The following is a 21,198-nucleotide window of genomic DNA, read 5'->3' as shown; positions in this document are numbered from 1 at the left end:
CGTCGGTGTGCATGGAACCGCCCAGGTCGCGGCGGGGGATGCCGCGCGGTGTGGACTTGAGCATGCTCTCCACCGCGGCAACATCGAGGATCGGGCCGGTGGCCGGTGACAACGGATGCGACGTAGCCTGGTGCACGTTGTCCACCAGACCGTCGAGCATGGCCACGGCGTCGTCGACGATCCTCTGGCTGCGTGTGTCCGTGCCGTGCAGTAGCCAGCGGGCCAGCTCCAGCTCGGCGTAGAGCATCGCGCGCTGCGTGATCCTCGGGTCGTTGCCCTGGCGAGCCGACGCGTACGACGCGACGGCGGTCTCGCCGGACGTCCCGCGGGAGGCAAGCAGCCAGTGCAGGTCGCGGGCCGGGTCGCCCACGCTCAGGGCGGACCAGCCGAGAACCCCGGAGACGGAGTCGTCGGTGATCAGGAACGAGTCGGCCGACAACGACCCGTGCACCACGCAGGGCGCGAACTGCCAGAGCCCGTCGTCGTCGGTGGCCTGTTCCCAGCGGCGCAGAATCGCGGCGGGCAGGTAGCCGGTGGTGGCCGCCCGGTCGATCAAGGCGATGGTACCGGTACGGCATTCCTGAGCGCTCTGCTGCGGCAACCCGGCGGTGCCGACGAAGGCCGTCGGCAGTGAGTGCACCGCGGCGATGGCGCGGCCGATCGAACCGGACACGCCCGCGTGGCCGGTGAGGGCATCCGCGTCGAAGGAATCGCCCTCCAAAAACTCGTAGACGACGGCCCGGGTGCCGCTGAGCGGCGCCTGGCCCACGAATTGCGGCACGTCGAAGGGGAGCCGGCTGCGGTTGCCGACGGTGAGCGCGCGCAGGGCTACCAGATCGGCGGACTGCTCGGTTTCGGCGGCCTGTGAGGCGGGGACCCGGATGATGAGGGCACGGTCGTCGCGGTCGATCAGCAGTGCGGATTCGAACGCGCCGCTGGCTCCTCGAGAACGCGCGACGGTGCCGTGCAGACGGACCTGGACGACGTCGAGACCGGGGACGGCGGCAGTGGCCAGCGCGGCTAGAGTGAGAGGGGATCTGACCATACCTACTAGGTTAGGTCGACTTCCCCTCGGCGCGGTTGTTCGCCACGCCTCGACACAACTTCGGCAGTCTGTCCGAGACCGAGGAGCACCATGTCGTTTGCGTTCACCTCCCGTCTGCCGCTTTCCCGTCACGCGGTCGACCGTGACGGCGAGGCGCGCGCCACCCCCGGGTTGCTCAACACGCTGCAGACGGATGCCGGCACGCGCCTGCTCGTGCTGTGGCGTGGCTCCGCGCTGATGGAGGCCGCCGCCCCCGCCCGACTGCGCCTGCTGGCTCCCGACCGAGTTCCCGCCGGCGAGTTCCGGCTCTACCTCGGCCGTTCCCTGGCCGAAGATGCGCCGGAGCCCGTGGGCACCCCGCTGGTCGCGGCCGTGCTGACCGACGAGGAGGCCCTGGCGCTCGAACCCGACGAGTCCCTCTGGGTGTCCCTGCGCTCCGTGGCGACCGCCCTATCCGACCGCGACGCGGGACTGTTCACCGAGACGCTCGGCGTCGTGAACTGGCACGACTCCCACGCCCACTGCCCGCGCTGCGGCACGGCCACCCTGGTCGAGAACGCCGGTTGGACGAGGCGCTGCCCCGACTGCGGCGGCCAGGTGTTCCCGCGCACCGACCCGGCCGTGATCGTGCTGATCACCGACGCCGACGACCGCATCCTGCTCGGCTCGAACGCCCTCTGGGAGGGCAACCGCTACTCGCTCCTGGCCGGTTTCGTCGAACCGGGCGAGTCGCTCGAGGCGGCCGTCATCCGGGAGATGTTCGAGGAATCCGGCCTGCGCGTGGCCGACCCGGTCTACCTCGGCTCCCAGCCGTGGCCGTTCCCGGCCTCGGTCATGTTCGGCTTCACGGCCCGGCTCGCCGACGGCCAGACCCCGGCGGCTCTGCGCCCCGACGGGGAGGAGATCCTTGACCTGCGCTGGTTCAGCCGCGACGAGCTACGGGCCTCCGGCGACGTCATCATCCTGCCCGGCCGTTCCTCGATCGCCCGGGCGATCATCGAGCACTGGCTCGGCGAACCCCTCGACTTCGGCCCCGACACGGTGCACGGATGGCGCTGACCGCCGGTTCCCTGCTGGCCGGCCTCGACGACCAGCAACGGGTGGCGGCCGAGGCGCTCGTGGGTCCGGTGTGCATGCTCGCCGGCGCCGGCACCGGCAAGACCCGGGCCATCACCCACCGCATCGCCTACGGCGTGATGACCGGCGCGTACTCGCCGAACCGGGTGATGGCCCTCACCTTTACGGCCCGCGCCGCCGCGGAGCTGCGCGGCCGGCTGCGCCAACTCGGCGCCGGGGGCGTCGCCGCCCGCACGTTCCACTCGGCGGCCCTGTCGCAGCTGAACTATTTCTGGCCGCACGTCGTCGGCGGCCAGGCTCCCCGCATCCTCGACGGCAAGGGTCGCCTGCTCGGGCACGCCGCCGAAACCCTGAAGCTCAAGCTGGACACGGCAACCCTGCGCGACCTGGCCGCGGAGATCGAGTGGCGAAAGACCTCCGGAATCGGCATTGAGGCGTATGGGGCCGGCATCGCCAAGCGCAGCCTGCCCGGCCGGCTCGACGTGGACCAGGTGCTGGCCATGATGGAGTCCTACGAGCGCCTCAAGGACGACCGCAAGCAGATCGACTTCGAGGATGTGCTCCTGGCGATGGCCGGGATGATCGAGGCCGAGCCATCCGTCGCCCTACAGGTGCGCGAGCAGTACCGGTTCTTCGTCGTCGACGAATACCAGGACGTCTCCCCGCTTCAGCACGACCTGCTCTCGCTCTGGCTGGGCCAGCGCCGTGACCTCTGCGTCGTCGGGGACGCCAGCCAGACCATCTACTCCTTCGCGGGCGCCCGCAGCGACTACCTGCTCGACTTCCCCAAGCGGTGGGAGGACGCCACCGTCGTGCGCCTCGAGCAGAACTACCGGTCGACGGGGTCGATCGTCGCCACCGCCAACCAGCTCATGCGCGGGCGGACCGGCGCCCTCACCCTGCGCGCCCACGCCAGCGAAATCGGCACCGAGCCGGGCGTGCGCGAGTACCCGAACGACATGGCCGAGGCCCGCGGCGTCGCCCAGAACATCGTCGAGCTGATCGAGGGCGGCACCCGCCCGGAGGACATCGCCGTGCTGTTCCGGGTGAACGTGCAGGCCGCCTTCCTCGAAACGGCCCTCGGCGACGTCGGGGTGAGCTATCAGATCCGCGGGTCGAAGCGCTTCTTCGACCTGGCCGAGGTCAAGCAGGCGGTGATGCAGCTGCGCGCGGCATCCGTCTCGATCATCGGCGAACCGCTGTTCAAATCCGTCAGCGACGTGCTGCGCTCCCTCGGTTGGAGCCAGAGTGCGCCGGAGGCCCAGGGCGCGGTGCGCGACCGGTGGGAGTCGCTGAACGCGATCATGGGCCTCGTCGACCAGGCAGCCCCGGAGACCACATTCCGCCAGTTCACCGACGAGCTGATGGAGCGCCAGGCCGGCCAGCACGAACCCACGGTGTCCGCGGTGACCCTGGCGACGCTGCACTCGGCGAAGGGCCTCGAATGGGACGCCGTCTTCCTGATCGGTCTGTCCGAGGGACTCGTGCCGATCAGCTACGCAGGCACCTTCGAGCAGATCGACGAGGAACGCCGGCTGCTCTACGTGGGCATCACCCGGGCACGCAAACGGCTGTCCCTGAGCTGGTCTGCCGCGGGCCACCAGCAGCGCAGCCCCCGGGAGCGTTCCCGGTTCCTGTCCGAGATCGGCGCCCGCGGCGTGCGTGCGCCCACCGTCCGCGGTACCTGAGACCGGCGCGGGGTAGCCTCGGGGCGTGCCTACTTTTCCGTTCACCCGCCTGGCTGCGGTGCCCTACGCGCCGTTGCTGGTGACGCAGGCACGCCGACTGCGCCGCGACACGCCCCGGCTGCCCGACGCCGCCCTCCCGTGGACCGGTTTCCGGCCCGGCCCCGACCCGCTGCGCATCCTCGTGCTCGGCGACTCGACCGCTGCCGGCGTGGGCGCCGAGACCCAAAGCGAGGCCCTGCCGGGCTGGATCGCCCACGAGGTTGCCGAGCGCTGGGGCCGCGGCAGCACCTGGCGGGCGATCGGTGAGAACGGCGCCACGGCCCGGGACGTGCGCGCGCGCTTTGTGACGGACGCCGCCGCCGTGCCCTTCGACCTGGCCCTGCTGACCATCGGTGCGAACGATGCGCTGGGGCTGCGCTCCCGAAACGCCTTTACGAACGATGTGCGCCGAATCGTGCTCGCCCTGCGGGCCGCGGCGCCGCAGGCGGCCGTGCTCGTGTCGCTGATGCCGCGCTTCGACCGCTTCGCGCTGTTGCCCGAACCCCTGCGCGCCACCCTCGCGCGGCACGCCGCGAGCCTCGACACCGGCGCCCGCCTGGCCGTCGACGGCCTCGACGGGGTCGTCGCGATCCCGACCCCGCCGCCCTACGTCGAGGGCTTCTTCGCCAGCGACGAGTTCCACCCGAGCGCGCTCGGCTACCGCCTCTGGGCCCGGTTCGTCTTCGACTCAGCGCCCGGCCTCCGACTCGACGGCCCGGTCGGCTGAGAGCACCTGATGGCCCTGCTCCGTTCCCTGGATGGCCTGAGCGGTGCCCCGGGATCGGGAAAGTCGACCATGAGATCCGGCTCGCCCGAGCCTGATCTGGGCCCCGGTCTGCGACCGGGTCTGACCTGGACCTGTCCGGTCAGTCCCGGGCGGGGCGCCCGGCCCCGGGCAGCGCGGTCACGTTCCCGGGAACGGTGCGGCAGCCGCACCGCTCATGCGGCCGGTAGCCACGACGTTTGAGCGAGCCGGACGCCGCGTCGAAGACGAGCGCGGTCTCCGTGAGGGTGGACCGCCCGAGGACCAGCCGGTCGTGGCCGATCCCGGCGACGAGGGCGGCCACATCGATGCCGGCCCGGGGGGTTTCCGTGGGTGCCCGGCGGCTGAGCAGCTGGCAGGCCAGGGCGGCCCACGACGGGTCGGAATCCATGTGCGCCAGCTCGAGGCAGTACAGGCAGGGGCCGACCCCCGGCTCGACCAGCGGTCCGATCCGCACCTCGCTGTCGCTGAAGACCACGGGCAGGTGCGGGATGTCCCGGCGCAGCCAGCGCCCGTGCCGCTCCGGTTCTAGGGCGTAGTGACCCAGTACCACGGCCAGCCCGGTGCCGGGGTCGTCGGCCTTGGCCAGGGTCAGACCCAGGGTGCCGATCAGGGTGCGGATCAGGTCCGCCGTGAGCCCGCGCCCGTCGACGCAGATTCTGGGCGGCGGTGTCACGGCGACCGGTTCGGGAATCCGGGCCGGGCCCGGACCAGTCTCCGCGGTGACCAGAAGAGCCGGCCGCAGGGCGCGGAGCATCGCCAGGACGGCCTCGTCGGAGGCCCCGCCCTCACGCCCGATCATCAGGGCTCCGGAGCGGGGCACCCCCACGAACAGGGCCGCGAGCACCCGTTCGAGTCCCGGGCTCAGGGCGGTGATCAGGACCAACGGGCGGTCGACGCCGACCTGGATAATGTCGGGCGTGCGCCAGACGACCGGATACCGAGGGTCGAGTCGAAGTGTCATTCGGCGATGATGCCGCACTCGGCGCGGGCCCGCGCGAGTCATCCACAGCCCCGTCCCACAGCCGCCGCTCAGCACGGCGCGGCCGTTTGCCCGATCCTCGGCGTCAGTCCAGCATCCGCCCCTAGGCTTTCGCCATGACGACGCAACGACGTGTACTTGTGACCGGCGCTACCGGGTATATCGGCGGCCGGCTCGTTCCCCTGCTGCTGGAAGCCGGCTACGACGTGCGCGTGCTCGTGCGCACACCCCAGAAGCTGAAGGATGTCCCGTGGGTCGAACAGGTGGAGGTCGCCGAGGGTGACCTCGGGGACCTGGCCAGTGTGCGGTCCGCCGTCGCCGGGGTCGATGTGCTCTACTACCTGGTGCACTCGATGGGCACCCGCGGCGACTTCGAGAGCACGGAACGCCTCGCGGCCACGAACGTGGCTACGGCCGCCGCCGCGGCCGGCGTCTCCCGCATCGTCTACCTGGGCGGGTTGCACCCGGACACCGAGGAGCTGTCCCAGCACCTGCGCTCCCGGGCAGAGGTCGGCCGCATCCTGGTGGAGTCCGGTGTGCCGACAGCAGCCCTCCAGGCCGGGGTGGTCATCGGCTCCGGCTCCACGTCCTTCGAGATGATCCGGCACCTGACCGACGTTTTGCCGTACATGCCGGCGCCGCAGTGGGTGCGCAACAAGATCCAACCGATCGCCGTGCGTGACGTGCTCTACTACCTCGTCGCGTCGGCGGAGCTTCCCGCCGACGTCAACCGCACCTTCGACATCGGCGGCCCCGACGTGCTGCGTTACGGCCAGATGATGAACGGCTACGCCCTCGAGGCCGGCCTGCGCCAGCGCCCCATCGCGTCCCTGCCCGTGTTCACGCCCTGGCTCGCATCACAGTGGGTCAATTTGGTCACGCCCATCCCGCGCAGCCTGGCCGTGCCGATCATCGCCAGTCTGCAGAACGACTGTGTGGTGCACGAGCGCGACATCGATCAGTACATTCCCCAGCCGAAAGAGGGCCTCACCGGTTATCGCACCGCCGTGCGCCTGGCCCTCGGCCGCATGCGCGACGGCGACGTCGAGACCAGCTGGCGGAACGCGTCGATCGCGGGCGCGTCGAGCAACCCGCTGCCCAGCGACCCCGAATGGGCCGGGCACCTCGTCTACACCGACCTCAAGGAAAAGCACACCGCCGCGAAGCCGGAAGACCTGTGGCGCGTGATCGAGAGCATCGGCGGTGACAACGGCTGGTACTCATTCCCGCTGGCCTGGGCTATCCGCGGCTGGATGGACAAGCTCGTCGGCGGGGTCGGCCTGCGCCGCGGCCGTCGCAACCCCGACCACCTGCATACGGGCGACGTACTGGATTTCTGGCGGGTCGAACGCATCGACACCGGCCGGTTCCTGCGTCTCCGTGCCGAGATGCGCGTTCCCGGCCGGGCGTGGCTGGAGATGACGGCGGATCCGGCGCCCGGCGGCGGCTCCGTGTACCGTCAGCGCGCCGTCTTCTTCCCACGGGGACTGGGCGGTCGGCTGTACTGGTTCGCGATCCTGCCCTTCCACGGCGTCATCTTCACCGGCATGGCCAACCGGATCACGGCGGCCGCCGTCGGGGAGGCGGCCGTCGGGGAGGCGGCCGTGACGAACGCGAACGCCACGACTGCCCCGAATGCCCCCGGATCGGGCCGGCCGGTCGCCGAGGGCGCCGCCTGAGCGGTGAGTCGACCGAGGCTGACTCGACCGGGCGTGACTCGACCGGGCCTGACCTGATCGGGCCTGACCTGATCGGGCCCTGACCTGATCGGGCCCGACCTGATCGGGCCCTGACCGCACCGGTGAAGACCGGGACTGCGACGCGGGATGAATCCGCGTTCAACCGCCCAGGTTTTCCGAGTCCGACACCCTGCAGCCACTCAGCCCGGAACGAAGTCCACGGCGATTCTGGCGCCCCGGACACGTACGTCGGTCAGGCCCGGCTGAGCCCGCGCGTGTGGCCAACTCAGGACATCCGCCGCCTGGGTCCGCCAGCCGCCGCAGACCAGTGCGGAACCTGCGCGGATGCCCGGCATGCCCCGAGCGGATCTCCTGAGTTGGCCACAACATCTGCCGGATATCAAACGGTGATTGCCCGAGGCGCCGCGTGTCTTGTGCGGCTCGGGCCCTGGCCGGGGCACCCGCCGCCCCGCCGGTGCTGACCCGCGTGCACTCGGTGCCCTCGGACCTGCTCGTGCGCGATGGCTCGTGCGCGATGGCTCGTGCGCGATGGCTCGTGCGCAGTGACGCGTGCGCAGTGGCTAGTGCGTGGGAAGGTGCGCAGAGATCTGCTCGTCGGGCTCGAGTTCCGGCTGGCGCTCACGGAAGAGATTGAGCTGGCGCTGGCGGTATTCGCCGACCAGGCTCGTGATGTCGTGGTGTTCGGTGTGGCCGGGGAGGTTCGGGAGGGATGCAGATTCTGAAGTCAATGGGAAAACCAATTCGTCTCGGGGGGAACGACCGATGCCCGGATTTGGAGCATTCAGAGACGCTAATTGATTCCACCGGTGATGTCAACGCGGCGGGTGCCGCCAGCGTCAGCCTCGGTTGTTGTTGAGTTCGAAGACCTTGAGCAGCTCCGCGATGGCGGTCTCCCGAGCCTCGCCCCCGGCCTCGAACATCTCCGTCACGTGTGTTTGCAGGTGATTGTCCACCAGGAGCTTGTTGAGCGAGCCGAGCGACTTCTGGATCGACAAGGACTGCGTGAGGATGTCGATGCAGTAATCCTCGTTCTCGATCATCTTCTCCAAACCGCGCATCTGACCCTGGAGGATGCGGGCACGGTGCAGGGCACGCCGTTTGATGTCGTCAATCATGGGTTTACAGTACCGCAATTTCGAATACCCCGGAGGGGTACTCTGCCTTCTGTCGGCGGCGTCACTATCGTGTGCGACCAACCCGGCACCATGCCCGACGTCATCCGGCTGACCCGACGCTGAGTAGAGTGAACGCATGCGTCGTGCGCTCATCCTCATGCTCACAGCCACACTCGGAGCATTCGCGCTGCTCGGCCTGTCCGGCCCGCCTTCGCGGTAGCCGGCCCGGTGCGGGCGCCGTCCGCAGTGTCGGCGGGCGTCGAGGACTTCACCTTCGACTCGTGGCACTCAGACTTCCGGCTGTTGCTCACCGGCGACGGGCACTCGCGCCTCACCACCACCGAGACGATCGTGGCCCGGTTCCCGGAGACCGACCAGAACCGCGGCATCCTGCGTGCCATCCCCACCCATTACGACGGACATCCGACCGACCTGGAACTGGTCAGCGTCACCGACGAGAACGGGCGGCAGCGCGACGTCGAGACCGAAACCACCAGCGAAGACGGCGGAGACCAGTTCCTGGCGGTGACGATCGCCACCGATGGCTCCGTGCATGGCGCGCAGACCTATGTCATCACCTACGAACAGGTCGACGTCACGCTCGACCCGGAGGATGCCTCGATCCAGGAGTTCTACCGCGAGGTCAACGGCACCGGCTGGGCCCAGTCGTTCGGCGCTGTGTCCGCCACCCTCACCGTCGACTCGGTGGTTGCGCCTCGGCTCACCGGGGATGCCGCCTGCCATCAGGGCACCGGCGATTCGTCGGAACCCTGCGCCTCGCTGACGACGGATGCCGTGGGCGAGGCCGTCACGATCGACGTCACCGCCGGGGCACTCGGCCCGGCCGAGGGGCTCACTCTGGCCGTCGGGTTCGAGCCCGGTACCTTCGTGCCCCGCGACCAGTCGTTCACGGCGAACCCGTTCCCGGGTATCGGCCTCGCAGCGGCCCTGATCGGCCTGCTCGGCGCCGGTCTCGCCGTCGTCTCCCGGGCCACCCGCTGGCGGAACGCACCGGGTCGTCCGACTGTCGTCGCCGAGTATCTGCGGCCGCGGGGTGTCAACCTGCTCGTGGCGGGAAACGTGATGCGCACGAGCGCCAGGGCCATGACCGCCCAGTTGCTCAGCTTCGCTGTGCGTGGCAATGTGCGGGTCCTGGAGGGGGAGGGCACAAAGCACTACCTGCTTGAGCTGCTGCACACTCGAGACCTCGACCCGGCCGAAGAGGCGGTGCTCCGGCTGCTGTTCCCGGGGCAGCCGGGGCAGGTGCTGAAGCTGTATGAGGACCTGCTGCCGTTCGCGGTGCTGTTCGGTCAGGAGAAGGAGTGGGCCCAGGTTCTCGGTGACTACTACGCCCGGAGTGACGCGCAGCCTGACTGGTACGCTGAGTCCGCTCCGTTCAACCCGGTCTGGTTCGCCGCCGGGCTGAGCTCGTTCACGAGCTCCACCTCGGCCTCCTGGTCGGGAAGCGCGTCGAGTTCCTCCAGTTCCGGTTCGGGTGGAGGTGGCTCGGTCGGCGGCGGTGGCGGCGGCGGCGGAGGAGGAGGAGTCTGATGGGCACCCCGGTCGAACCCACAGTCACACGTTCCGCTCTGGCCCCCGGTCTGCTCGGGGCGGTCATCCTACTCGGCGGGCTCGCGCTGCTGGACTCCGAAAGCTTCATCATCATCCGTTACGCGGTCAGTATCCTCGCGATGATCCTCTGCGTCTTCGCCATCCAGGCGAGAGCCTGGCTGTGGCTGATCGGTCTCGTGCCGATCGCGGTGCTGTGGAACCCGATCGTGGTCATCGACCTGTCCGGCCAGGGCTGGGTGTCCGCCCAGTTCATCGCTGCGCTGGTCTTCATCCTCGTCGGGGTCGTCACCAAGGTGCCGGTGCATCGGGATTGACCAGCGGGCGTAAACTGGATTCGCGCCGAAAAAGCCCGATTACCGTCTTGACCGTGCCGCTGCATCCCAAATGCCGGTGGCGCAAATAGGGTTGGCACGTTGCTCGATTCAGGCTTCGACGTATCGATCGCACCGGTGTCCACGGATGCCGCACCACGTCGAGCACGGCCTTTGTCTGCTGTGCTGCTGTGAAGTTGGAGAAGAATGGCTTACACCCGCCACCAGGCCGCTGGTTCGAACAACCGTGTTGCCGCCGGAGGTCGCGCTCGGCAGCGACCTCGTTCCCGCGACGATGACGCCCCCATCATTCCCATCCTCGCCCGCAAGGTGCGCGAGGTGGAGGCGAAGGCGCAGATCGGCGCCAAGCTGGGCCCGACCAACCGCACCAAGTACCAGGTCATCGCGCTGCTCATGCGTGAGGAACGCGCCCGGGTCAAGGGCGACAAGGACCTCACCGACGCGAACCGCGCGGAGCTGCTGAAACGCCTCGACGGCATCGCCCAGATCCTGGCGAAGACCGCGGCCCGCGACACCAGCCTGATCACCCTGCTGGAACCGGATGCCGGCGTGTCCACGGTCGCGCAGCGGTTCCGCCGCGACTGGCTGCTTGAGTCCGGTGCCGAACTCACCCCCGACGAACTGATCATCACCCGCGAGCCCGAGGCCAAACCGGAAATTCCGGTCAATCAGGTCATCCCTCAGTCGGTCAAGGCCCGCCAGCTCGCCAACCCGTTCCTCGCGCCCGATTTCAGCGCCGCGACGGCCCAGCCGGTCGTCTCCGGCCGTCGCCTGGCCAACTGGGAACTCATCGGCCCGCTGTTCAAATCCTTCGAGTATGGTTCCGGCGGTCAGGCCGCCAGCATGGACCTGCCCGAGGCACCCCGCGTCGACCGGCTCTCGCCTCGCGGCATGGAGCTGATGCGCCACCAGGCCCGGTTCGTCGAAAGCGCGCGCCTGGGCCACCGCAGCTACCTGCTCGCCGACGAGCCGGGGCTCGGGAAGACGGCGCAGAGCCTGCTCGCGGCATCCGTTAGCGGGGCCTACCCGCTGCTGGCCATCGTTCCCAACGTCGTCAAGATGAACTGGGTGCGCGAGGTCGAACTGTGGACGCCGAACCGCCGAGCCACCGTCATCCACGGCGACGGCGACACGCTCGACGCCTTCGCCGATGTGGTCATCGTCAACTACGACGTGCTCGACCGGCACCGCACCTGGCTGGGCACCCTGGGCTTCAAGGGCATGGTCGTCGACGAGGCGCACTTCATCAAGAACCTGCAGTCGCAGCGCTCCAAGCACGTGCTGGCCCTGGCTGAGCAGATCCGGCGCCGCACGCCCGGCGGCAACCCGCTGCTGATGGCTCTGACCGGAACCCCGCTGATCAACGACGTCGACGACTTCCGGGCGATCTGGCAGTTCCTCGGTTGGCTCGACGGCGACAAGCCAGCCCCCAGACTCATGCAGAAGCTCGAAGCGATCGGGCTGACCCCGGCCGACTCCGGGTTCTACAGCGCCGCGCGAGCCGCGGTGATCGACCTCGGCATCGTGCGCCGTCGCAAGGTCGACGTCGCCGCCGACCTGCCGGCCAAGCGCATCGCCGACATCCCGGTCGAGCTGGACGACGACCTCGGTCGCTCCATCCGCCAGGCCGAGCGGGAGCTCGCCGCCCGCCTGGTCACCCGGTACCACTCCCTCGTCGCCGCCCGCCATCAGGGCCAGACGCCGCCCGTCCTCGACGGCGAGCAGCGGGCCGCCTTCATCCGCGCGGTTGCCCACGCCGAACTCGAGGAGTCGAAGGGGCAGACGACCGGTGAGAACGTCTTCACCATGGTGCGCAAGATCGGCCAGGCCAAGGCCGCCCTCGCGGCGGACTACGCCGTGCAGCTGGCGCACTCGGTGGGCAAGGTCGTGTTCTTCGCCAAGCACATCGACGTGATGGATGCCGCCGAAGACATCTTCGCCAAGCGCGGCCTGCGCACGGTCTCCCTACGCGGCGACCAAAGCGCACTGGCCCGCCAGGCCGCCATCGACTCCTTCAACGATGACCAGGGGGTGGCCGTGGTGGTCTGTTCCCTCTCTGCCGCCGGAGTCGGCGTCAACCTCCAGGCCGCCTCCAACGTCGTGCTCGCCGAGCTCAGCTGGACTGCCGCCGAGCAGACACAGGCCATCGACCGGGTGCACCGCATCGGCCAGGACGAGCCGGTCACCGCGTGGCGGATCATCGCCGCCCACACCATTGACGCGCGCATCGCCGAACTCATCGGTAGCAAGCAGGGCCTCGCGGCCCGCGCCCTGGACGGCGCCGTCGACGAGATCTCGTCCGCAGATTCCGTGCAGGCCAGCGCCCTGATCTACCTGCTGACCCTGGCGCTCGACGGGGAGTTGTAGAACGCGCCCCTCACCGGCGTGGATTTGAACCGGGCCTCGTTTGGGGTCCATCATTGAGTGGCGGCGGTGTGGGCGCCAATCTGATCACTTGTGCAACAAGGAGCAACGACAAATGAAAATTGGTATCCTCACCAGCGGCGGAGACTGCCCCGGCCTGAACGCGGTTATTCGCGGTTCCGTCCTTAAAGGCATCCGCGTCCTCGATGCCGAATTCGTCGGCATTCGCAACGGCTGGAAAGGCCTGGTCGAGGGCGACTTTATGACTCTGGACCGGCACAGTGTGCGCGGTCTCTCGCGTCAGGGTGGCACCATCCTCGGCAGCTCCCGCACGAACCCGTTCGAGGGTGAAAACGGCGGCCCCATTAACATTCAGAAGACGATGGACGCGGAAGGAATCGACGCGATCATCGCCATTGGCGGCGAAGGCACCCTCACCGCGGCACGCCGACTGACGGATGCCGGACTCCAGATCGTCGGCGTTCCCAAGACCATTGACAACGACCTCGAAGCCACCGACTACTCATTCGGCTTCAACACCGCCGTCGAGATCGCCACCGAGGCCATCGACCGACTGCGCACCACGGCCGAATCCCACGGCCGCTGCATGATCGTCGAGGTCATGGGTCGCCACGTGGGCTGGATTGCCCTGCACTCCGGCATGGCCGGCGGCGCCCACGCCATCCTGATCCCGGAGCAGCCCCAGACCATCAAGCAGATCTGCGACTGGGTCATGCACGTGCGCGACCGCGGCCGCGCACCCGTGCTCGTCGTCTCCGAGGGCTTCAAGCTCGCCGGCATGGAGGAGGCGCTCTCGACCAAGGGCCTCGACGCGTTCAACCGCCCCCGCCTCGGCGGCATCAGCGAGATGATCGCTCCGATGATCGAGGAGCGAACGGGCATCGAGTCCCGCGCCACCGTCCTCGGCCACACCCAGCGCGGCGGCGCTCCGTCGGCCTACGACCGGGTGCTCGCAACCCGCCTCGGCATGGCGGCCGTCGACGCCGTCTACGCCGGCCAGTGGGGCTCCATGGTTTCCCTGCGTGGCACCGACATGGAAATCGTCAGCATCGCGGACGCGACCATCGGTCTGAAGACCGTGCCGCAGGCGCGCTACGACGAGGCCGCGGTGCTGTTCGGCTAAACCCGCACCAAGAGCGGAGGGGTTCCGGATCGATTTCCGCCGATGGGCGGAGGTTGAACCGGAACCCCTCCGCTCGTTCCCGGACCGACTCAGGCGAGTTTGGCCTGAACCTGCGCCAGCGACGGGTTCGTAGCGCTGGAGCCGTCCGGGAAAAGGACTGTCGGAACCGTGCGGTTGCCGTTGTTCAGGCTCATCACTAGCTCGGACGTGCCGTCGACCTCCTCCACGTTGATCTCGGTGTAGGCGATGCCGGCCTTGACCAGCTGGGTCTTCAGGCGGGTGCAATAGCCGCACCAGGTCGTCGTGAACATGGTTATGGTTCCGGATTCCGGCACAAAGTTCATAACTGGAGCCTAACAAACCGGCCTGGACGGGAGCCGGACCGTACCTCGTTACCATTGGTGCATGTCTCTTCCCCAGGTCTGCGTGGGCTACCTCACCCGCCGTTCTCCATCGGGGGACCTGCAAGTGCTGCTCGGCCGCAAGAAGAAAGGACTGGGTCGGGGCAACATCGTCGGCCTGGGCGGCAAGCTCGAGCCGGGGGAGTCCGCCGTGGAAGCGATGGTGCGGGAGATCGAGGAGGAGTCCGGCCTGGTCGTGGCGGCATCCGCCCTGACGCCGTTGGGTCTGCTGACGTACCTGTTTCCGCACCGGGAGGCCTGGAGCCAGGAATCGAGCGTGTTCGTCTGCACGCAGTGGAGCGGTACCCCGCGCGAGTCCGACGAGCTGAACCCGGTCTGGTTCGACGTGGCCGCACTACCGGTGGACGAGATGTGGGACGACGCCCGGCACTGGCTGCCGGGGGTGCTCGCCGGCATTCCGGTGCGGGCCACCTACACCTTCGGCCCCGACTTGGCCACGGTGGTCGACCCGGTTTGAATTGATTTGCTTCCCCAAGAGTGTCAGGCTTATCACCGCGGTGCAGCTTGAGATAACCCCGGCTGTCGTACACCCAGAGGAAGACCCCGGTGGATTTCACCCTGATCGTAGCGCTTGTGATTGCGCTCGCACTGATTTTCGACTTCACCAACGGCTTCCACGACACCGCGAACGCGATGGCAACCCCCATTGCGACCGGCGCCATGCGCCCGAAGGTCGCGGTGGGACTCGCCGCCATCCTGAACCTGGTCGGGGCTTTCCTCTCCACTGAGGTCGCCAGGACCATTTCCGGCGGCATTATCAACACGGATGACGCCGGAGTTCAGATCACTCCCGAGATCATCTTCGCGGGCCTGATCGGCGCCATCGTCTGGAACCTCATCACCTGGCTGCGTGGCCTGCCGTCCAGCTCGAGCCACGCCCTGTTCGGCGGACTCATCGGCGCGACGATCATCGGCGTCGGCTCGCAGGCGGTCGCCTACGACGTCGTGCTGGCCAAGGTCATCCTGCCGGCCCTGATCGCCCCGCTCACGGTGGGTATCGTCGCCTACCTCGCCACCCGGCTCGCCTACTTCATCACCCGCCGGGACTCCGGCAAGGCGGATGGCCGGGGCGGCTTCCGCTACGCGCAGATCGTCTCCTCGTCGCTCGTTGCCCTCGCACACGGCACCAATGACGCCCAGAAGACCATGGGCGTCATCACCCTCACCCTGATCGCCGGCGGGATGCAGGCCGTGGGCACCGGCCCGCAGCTGTGGGTCATCACCACCTGCGCGATCGCGATCGCGATCGGCACGTACACCGGCGGCTGGCGAATCATCCGGACCATGGGTCGCGGCCTCACCGACATCAAGCCGGCCCAGGGCTTTGCTGCGGAGACCAGCACCGCGGCCACCATCCTCGCGTCCAGCCAACTCGGCTTCGCGCTCTCCACCACGCAGGTCGCGTCCGGGTCGGTGATCGGCTCGGGTCTGGGCCGCCGCGGCTCGACCGTGCGCTGGGGCATGGCCGGCCAGATCGCGCTCGGCTGGGTGCTCACCCTGCCGGCGGCGGCCATCATGGGTGCCTTCGCGGCCGGACTCGCCCTGATCGGACCGATGGGCATCGTGCTCGACCTGGTGATCGGTTCCCTCGTCGTCGCCGTGCTGTTTCGCCGGTCCCGCCAGAGCCGGGTCACGCACGACAACCTGCATGACATCGACGACGCCGGGCGGGTCGTGAAGATCCGGAAGACCCCCCGCAAGGCCGCCCGCACGGCCTCTCACAAGGATCGGAAGAAGGTCGCGCTGTGATCGATTGGTCTGCGTTCCTGGTCGTCGCGCTCGCTTCGCTCGTCTCGTCCGCGGTCGTGGTGAGCCTGTATTCGCTTGGCCTGCGGTTGCTCACCACCGCAGGCCGCGTTCCCGTGGTCGAACCGGCCGAATTCACGGGAGCCATCACCGTGCTCACCCCCAAGCGCGCGGCCAAGGAGGCCAAGCGCGCGCGCAAGGCCGCCGCCGGTCCACTGAGCCCCCTGCAGAAGCAGATCGCCCTGGTGGGTGCCTACGCCTGTTTCGGGCTCTGCAGTGCGGCCGTGCTCTCAGGTGTCTACCTGATTGTGCCGGCCCTGCACCGCTGACCGGCAGCGCCCCTGTTCCGCTTCCCTCGCAGCGATCCGAGCCGTAACGTGCGCTCTCGGTCGCCGCGCGGTAGCCGCGCCGCTGCGCTGGTGGCGCTGCACGCGCGCAACGCCGGATGCCTGCGCGACCCAGTCCGTCAGGTTGGCGGCGCACCCTGTGGAGCGGGGCGCACGGTGGAACGTGCGCCGCGAGCCACTACGTGCTTTGCGAGCCAGAACGTGCGCCGCCGCGGAGGGCGGCGGATGCTACCGTGCGGTGCCGCGCACCCGGGCCACCCACGTCATCAGGTGGTAGATCACAATGGCGGCGACCGTGCCGAGCGCGATGCCGTTGAAGCTGAGGGTGCCGGCCGAGAAGGTGTAGTCGGCGATGCCGATGATCAGCGCGGTGGCCGCGGTGAACTGGTTGACTGGCTTGCTGAAGTCGACCTTGTTGTCGAGCCAGATCTTCACGCCGATGATGCCGATCAGGCCGTAGAGGGCCGTGGTGACACCGCCGAGCACGCCCGCCGGGATCGTGTTGATGACCGCACCGATCTTGGGGGAGAGCCCGAGCAGCACGGCGGTGATGCCCGCGACCCAGTAGGCGGCCGTGGAGTAGATGCGGGTGGCCGCCATGACGCCGATGTTCTCGCCGTAGGTGGTGGTGCCCGATCCGCCGCTGAAGCCGGCGAGCATCGTGGCCAGGCCGTCGGCCATCAGGGCGCGACCCGTGAAGCGGTTCACCTTCACATCCGTCATCTGGGCAACGCCCTTGATGTGGCCCACATTCTCGGCCACCAGCACGAGCACGACCGGCAGGAAGGCCGGCAGCACGCCCAGAGCGGCGGACGGATCCGCGAACGGGTTCATCGCCGCGGTGAACGGGGGCAGGCCGATCCAGGCCGCCCCGCCCACCTCGCTGAAGTCGACCTCGCCGGCCACCACGGCAGCCACATAGCCCACGATCACGCCGATGAAGATGGACAGCCGGCCCAGGATGCCGCGGAACACCACGGTCGAGAGGATCACGGCAAGCAGGGTGATCATCGCGGTGAGCGGGGCCAGCTCGAAGTTCGACTTGGCGACGGGTGCAAGGTTGAGGCCGATCAGGGCGACGATGGCCCCGGAGACGACGGGTGGCATCAAAGCGTCGATCCAGCCGGTGCCGGTGAGCTGCACGATCAAACCGATCAGGGCCAGGAGTAGGCCGACGATGATGATGCCGAACAGGGCGCTGCCCATGCCCGCGCTCGCGGTCGCGGCGGTGATCGGCGCGATGAACGCGAACGAGGAGCCGAGGTAGCTGGGCAGCTTGTTGCGCGTGATGACCAGGAAAAGCAGGGTGCCGATGCCCGAGAAGAGCAGCGTCGTGCTGGGCGGGAATCCCGTGAGCAGCGGTACCAGGAAGGTGGCACCGAACATGGCGACGACGTGCTGGGTGCCGATCCCGATGGTCAGCGGCCAGTTCAGGCGCTCGCCGGGGCCGACGACATCCGTGGCTCCGACCGTTTTTCCGTCACCGTGCAGGGTCCAGGGCAGAGCCATGTGTATCTCGTTTCCGTGTCGTACGTAATCCCGATGGTAGTGAACAATTAAGATCGGACGGTGAGACCATCCGTTCAGCCTGCCCAAGCAGAGCCACTCTCGGTGCGGATTGAGACCGGCTTGCTGCACGGAATCCGGGTGCGCGGGGTGCGCCAGTGGCGCGGGATTCCTTACGCGGCCGCCCCCGTGGACGAGCTCCGATTCCGTGCCCCGCAGCCGGCCGCGCCTTGGCCGGGCGAACGGGATGCAAGCACTTTCGGCCCGGTCGCCACTCAGAGCCACCGCGGCCAGTTCATCGGCGCGAAACCGACGATCCCGCAGGGTGAGGACTGCCTCAACCTCAACGTGATCGCTCCCGACGAACCGGTCGACCCGCGGATGCTGCGGCCCGTCATGGTCTTCATCCACGGCGGCGCCTACAGTGTCGGGTCCTCGCGGGAGGTGCCCCGGCAGGGTGAGGGGCTCGTGCGGCGCGGCGGCATCGTCTACGTCAGCTTCAACTACCGGCTGGGGGCTCTCGGCTACCTCGACTTCAGCCGGTACTCGACCGCGGAGCATGCGTTCGAGAGCAACCTCGGGCTGCGCGACCAGGTGGCTGCGCTCGGCTGGGTGCGGCGCAACATCCGCGCGTTCGGCGGCAACCCGGATGCCGTCACACTCTTCGGCGAATCGGCCGGAGGCAACGCCGTGACCACCCTGATGACCGTCCCGGCCGCCACCGGACTCTTCCAGCGCGCGATCGCGCAGAGCGCCCCGCCGAACGCCGTCTATGCCCCCGATGTCACCACCGAGTGGGCAGCGGACTTCGTGCGGCTCCTCGCCCGGCGCACCGGGCAGGCCGACCCGACGAACTCGACCAACACGGCGGCGGATGCCGCTGCCCTGCTTCTGCAGGCCGACCCGGCACATCTGGCCGAGGCCACGAGCGACCTGACCCGGCGCGCCCCGGACCGGTACCCCGGGACGATCCCGCTCTCGCCTGTGATCGACGGCGACTTCCTGCCCGAACGACCTCTCGACGCCTTCCGCGACGGCCGCGCCCACCGGATTCCGCTGATCATCGGCACCAACTCGCGGGAAGGGTCGCTGTTCAGCGGGCGCATCGACATCCTCGCCACGACGCCCGGGCGCATCCGCGCCGTGTTCGCGAACACCAAAAAGAAAGCTCGAACGCGCCTGCGGGCGCAGTACCCCGGGATACCCGCGCTGCGGCCCGCACTCGATTTCGGTGGCGATTTTTCGTTCTGGTACCCGAGCGTGCGCGTGGGCGAACGGCACTCCCGGTATGCCCCGGTGCGCTTCTACCGCTTCGATGCCGCGCCGCGCCTGGTGCGCTTGATGGGGCTCGACGCCACGCACGGCCTCGAGCTGTTCCCGCTGTTCGACCGGCTCGACGGCTGGTTCGGCCGCGGCATGACCGCGCTCGGCGGTCGCCGCGACTTCCAGAGGATCGGTGTCCGGATGCAGGGTTGGTGGCTCAGTTTCGCCGCCTCCGGGGTGCCGGATGCGGCCTGGCCGCTCTACGACGAGGCCGAGCGCCTGACCCTGGTCATCGACGCCGTCGACCGTGTCGAGTCCGACCCGCGTGGGGACCGCCGCCGGGCCTGGGACGCCTTCGTGCCGCACATCTGAGCCCGGCGTGCCACAGCCCGGCAGCCCGCCGGTTGCCTCCGCCGGCCGTCCCCGCGCAGCCCCGCGGAATCGGCGCGCGCTCCGGGGCCGTAAACTGAGGAACTGAGAATCAGCTGAGTCGGACACCAGGAGCACCCCATTTCTGAAACAGAGACCCACACGTCATCCACGCCTGCCCCGAAGCCGGACACCCCGGCGGGCACGAACCCAGGGGTCAAAGCCCGGATCGATCGGTACTTCGAAATCACCCGGCGCGGCTCCACCTACGGCCGGGAGGTCCGCGGCGGTCTGGTGACGTTCGTCACGATGGCCTACATCGTGATCCTCAACCCGCTCATCCTCGGCGGCTTCAGCGCCGACCAGGCCGCGGTCGACGTGGCCGGCGGATGGCTGCCCAACGGCCAGGTTGCCGCGGTCACCGCCCTCACCGCCGGCGTCATGACCATCCTGTTCGGCGCCGTCGCCCGGCTTCCATTCGGTTTCGCCGCGGGCCTGGGCATCAACTCCTTCCTGGCCGTGAGCGTCGTCGGCCAGGTGACCTGGCCGGAGGCCATGGGCCTCGTGGTCATCAACGGGCTCATCATCGTGCTGCTCGCCTCCACCGGCCTACGCGAGCTCATTTTCAACGCCGTGCCGCGCCAGTTGAAGATCGCCATCACGGTCGGCATCGGCCTGTTCATCGCCTTCATCGGCCTGGTCGACTCCGGCTTCGTTCGCGCGAGCGGCGCCGCGTCGCCGCCCGTGCAGCTCGGCGACAACGGCTCCGTCGTGAGCCTGCCGACCGCCGTGTTCGTGCTCGGCCTGATCATTCTCGGCATTCTGGTCGCCCGAAAGGTGAAGGCGGCCCTCCTGATCGGAATCGTCGCCACCACGCTGATCGCGGTGGTCCTCGAGGCGATTTTCAAGGTCGGGCCGTCATTCGGGCAGAACCCCGACGGTTGGAACCTGAACGCGCCGGTACTGCCGACCTCCATCGTCTCGCTGCCCGACCTGAGCCTCGTCGGACAGGTCAGCTTCGGCGCCTTCGACCGGATCGGCATGCTGGCCGCGTCGATGCTCGTTTTCACGCTCGTCTTCACGAACTTCTTCGACGCCATGGGCACCATGACCGGCCTGGCCAGCGAGGCCGATCTGGCCGACGCGAAGGGCAACTTCCCGCGCCTGAAATCCGCCCTGATCGTCGAGGGCGTCGGCGCCGTCGTCGGCGGGGCAACCTCTGCCTCATCGAACACGGTGTTCATCGAGTCCGGTGCCGGCATCGGCGAGGGTGCTCGCACGGGACTGGCCAACATCGTCACGGGACTGCTGTTCCTTGCGGCCATGTTCTTCACCCCGCTCACCCAGATCGTGCCGCTCGAGGTGGCCGCGGCCGCCCTCGTGATCGTCGGCGCGATGATGGTGTCCCAGATCCGGTTCATCGACTTCACGGAGTTCTCCATCGTGCTACCGGTGTTCCTCACGATCATCGTGATGCCGCTGACCTACTCGATCGCCAACGGAATCGGGGCCGGCTTCATCACCTGGGTGCTGGTGCGTTCGTTCTCGGGGAAGGCGCGCGAGATCAGCCCGTTGCTCTGGGTGGTCGCGGCCGGCTTCCTGGTCTTCTTCGTGCGCGGCCCGATCGAGGTTCTGTTCGGCGCGTGAGCGCGTGACCGCCCCCGGCCCGATTCGGGGGCTAACCCCATGGGTGCCAGAACGGATGCTCCGTAGTGTCGTGGGGA

At 68.8% G+C, this 21,198-nt stretch carries 18 protein-coding genes and 1 pseudogene; 13 read left to right on the top strand and 6 right to left on the bottom strand.

Going from position 1 to position 21,198, the window contains the following annotated elements:
- Positions 1–289 precede the first annotated feature (289 nt).
- Positions 290–1,045 (bottom strand): annotated as a pseudogene (locus E3O22_RS16470) (phosphotransferase); the annotation flags it as partial.
- A 90-nt stretch (positions 1,046–1,135) separates the two neighbouring features.
- On the opposite strand from E3O22_RS16470, the gene nudC reads away from it, so the two are divergent.
- Genes nudC through E3O22_RS13780 form a run of 3 tightly spaced genes read left to right on the top strand, consistent with a single transcriptional unit; the run spans position 1,136 to position 4,576 of the window.
- Positions 1,136–2,104 carry an NAD(+) diphosphatase gene (nudC, locus tag E3O22_RS13790; RefSeq protein WP_134394768.1) on the top strand — a complete coding sequence of 323 codons (969 nt, stop codon included), beginning with the start codon at positions 1,136–1,138 and terminating at the stop codon, positions 2,102–2,104.
- Positions 2,095–3,810, top strand: coding sequence for an ATP-dependent helicase (locus E3O22_RS13785; RefSeq protein ID WP_134394767.1), 1,716 nt, complete (start codon positions 2,095–2,097; stop codon positions 3,808–3,810). Before nudC ends, E3O22_RS13785 begins: the two co-directional genes overlap by 10 nt.
- 25 nt (positions 3,811–3,835) lie before the next feature.
- The gene (locus E3O22_RS13780; RefSeq protein WP_134394766.1) at positions 3,836–4,576 is read left to right on the top strand and encodes an SGNH/GDSL hydrolase family protein; all 741 of its coding nucleotides are present in this window, start codon (positions 3,836–3,838) and stop codon (positions 4,574–4,576) included.
- Positions 4,577–4,715: 139 nt separating this feature from the next.
- On the opposite strand, the gene E3O22_RS13775 is transcribed toward E3O22_RS13780, so the two are convergent.
- Complete coding sequence (locus E3O22_RS13775) at positions 4,716–5,576, bottom strand: hypothetical protein (RefSeq protein WP_134394765.1); 861 nt, start codon at positions 5,574–5,576, stop codon at positions 4,716–4,718.
- 134 nt (positions 5,577–5,710) lie between these two features.
- Between E3O22_RS13775 and E3O22_RS13770 the strand changes: the two genes are divergently transcribed.
- Positions 5,711–7,273, top strand: a complete 1,563-nt coding sequence (locus E3O22_RS13770; protein WP_134394764.1) for an SDR family oxidoreductase — start codon at positions 5,711–5,713, stop codon at positions 7,271–7,273.
- 581 nt (positions 7,274–7,854) lie between these two features.
- Here E3O22_RS13770 and E3O22_RS15970 read toward each other — a convergent pair.
- Both E3O22_RS15970 and E3O22_RS13765 read right to left on the bottom strand, forming a co-directional pair.
- Positions 7,855–8,022, bottom strand: a complete 168-nt coding sequence (locus tag E3O22_RS15970) for a hypothetical protein (RefSeq protein ID WP_166784659.1) — start codon at positions 8,020–8,022, stop codon at positions 7,855–7,857.
- A 108-nt stretch (positions 8,023–8,130) separates the two neighbouring features.
- Positions 8,131–8,409, bottom strand: a complete 279-nt coding sequence (locus E3O22_RS13765; protein ID WP_134394763.1) for a metal-sensitive transcriptional regulator — start codon at positions 8,407–8,409, stop codon at positions 8,131–8,133.
- Between the two features lie 228 nt (positions 8,410–8,637).
- Between E3O22_RS13765 and E3O22_RS13760 the strand changes: the two genes are divergently transcribed.
- The 4 genes from E3O22_RS13760 to E3O22_RS13745 all read left to right on the top strand — a co-directional run bounded on the left by E3O22_RS13760 (position 8,638) and on the right by E3O22_RS13745 (position 13,821).
- Positions 8,638–9,960: a DUF2207 domain-containing protein gene (locus tag E3O22_RS13760; RefSeq protein ID WP_166784658.1), complete on the top strand. Its 1,323-nt coding sequence runs from the start codon at positions 8,638–8,640 to the stop codon at positions 9,958–9,960.
- Complete coding sequence (locus E3O22_RS13755) at positions 9,960–10,295, top strand: DUF6804 family protein (protein ID WP_134394761.1); 336 nt, start codon at positions 9,960–9,962, stop codon at positions 10,293–10,295. The genes E3O22_RS13760 and E3O22_RS13755 overlap by 1 nt, the downstream gene beginning before the upstream one ends.
- Before the next feature lie 204 nt (positions 10,296–10,499).
- The gene (locus tag E3O22_RS13750; protein ID WP_134394760.1) at positions 10,500–12,680 is read left to right on the top strand and encodes a DEAD/DEAH box helicase; all 2,181 of its coding nucleotides are present in this window, start codon (positions 10,500–10,502) and stop codon (positions 12,678–12,680) included.
- 112 nt (positions 12,681–12,792) lie between these two features.
- A complete protein-coding gene (locus E3O22_RS13745) occupies positions 12,793–13,821 on the top strand; it encodes a 6-phosphofructokinase (protein WP_134394759.1) in 1,029 nt (342 codons plus the stop codon).
- Positions 13,822–13,910: 89 nt separating this feature from the next.
- Here E3O22_RS13745 and E3O22_RS13740 read toward each other — a convergent pair whose 3' ends face one another.
- The gene (locus E3O22_RS13740) at positions 13,911–14,165 is read right to left on the bottom strand and encodes a mycoredoxin (RefSeq protein ID WP_104101065.1); all 255 of its coding nucleotides are present in this window, start codon (positions 14,163–14,165) and stop codon (positions 13,911–13,913) included.
- 61 nt (positions 14,166–14,226) lie between these two features.
- Between E3O22_RS13740 and E3O22_RS13735 the strand changes: the two genes are divergently transcribed.
- The 3 genes from E3O22_RS13735 to E3O22_RS13725 all read left to right on the top strand — a co-directional run bounded on the left by E3O22_RS13735 (position 14,227) and on the right by E3O22_RS13725 (position 16,318).
- Positions 14,227–14,700 (top strand): 8-oxo-dGTP diphosphatase, encoded by a 474-nt coding sequence (locus E3O22_RS13735; RefSeq protein WP_104101066.1) that lies wholly within the window; start codon positions 14,227–14,229, stop codon positions 14,698–14,700.
- Positions 14,701–14,789: 89 nt separating this feature from the next.
- Entirely contained in the window at positions 14,790–15,992 is a 1,203-nt protein-coding gene (locus E3O22_RS13730) for an inorganic phosphate transporter (RefSeq protein ID WP_134394758.1), read from the top strand.
- Complete coding sequence (locus E3O22_RS13725) at positions 15,989–16,318, top strand: peptidase (RefSeq protein ID WP_134394757.1); 330 nt, start codon at positions 15,989–15,991, stop codon at positions 16,316–16,318. Before E3O22_RS13730 ends, E3O22_RS13725 begins: the two co-directional genes overlap by 4 nt.
- A 246-nt stretch (positions 16,319–16,564) precedes the next feature.
- Here E3O22_RS13725 and E3O22_RS13720 read toward each other — a convergent pair whose 3' ends face one another.
- Positions 16,565–17,845 (bottom strand): uracil-xanthine permease family protein, encoded by a 1,281-nt coding sequence (locus E3O22_RS13720; protein ID WP_134394756.1) that lies wholly within the window; start codon positions 17,843–17,845, stop codon positions 16,565–16,567.
- Between the two features lie 60 nt (positions 17,846–17,905).
- Here E3O22_RS13720 and E3O22_RS13715 point away from each other — a divergent pair, with 60 nt between their 5' ends.
- Entirely contained in the window at positions 17,906–19,477 is a 1,572-nt protein-coding gene (locus E3O22_RS13715) for a carboxylesterase/lipase family protein (RefSeq protein ID WP_134394755.1), read from the top strand.
- Between the two features lie 138 nt (positions 19,478–19,615).
- Positions 19,616–21,121 (top strand): NCS2 family permease, encoded by a 1,506-nt coding sequence (locus tag E3O22_RS13710; protein ID WP_134394754.1) that lies wholly within the window; start codon positions 19,616–19,618, stop codon positions 21,119–21,121.
- Positions 21,122–21,198: the final 77 nt, after the last annotated feature.

It is taken from the genome of Cryobacterium sp. TMT2-18-2, from assembly GCF_004402245.1.
In the GTDB taxonomy this organism is placed as follows: domain Bacteria; phylum Actinomycetota; class Actinomycetes; order Actinomycetales; family Microbacteriaceae; genus Cryobacterium; species Cryobacterium sandaracinum.
The sequence above is the reverse complement of the archived record's forward strand: the minus strand, read 5'-3'. Positions and strand labels throughout refer to the sequence as shown.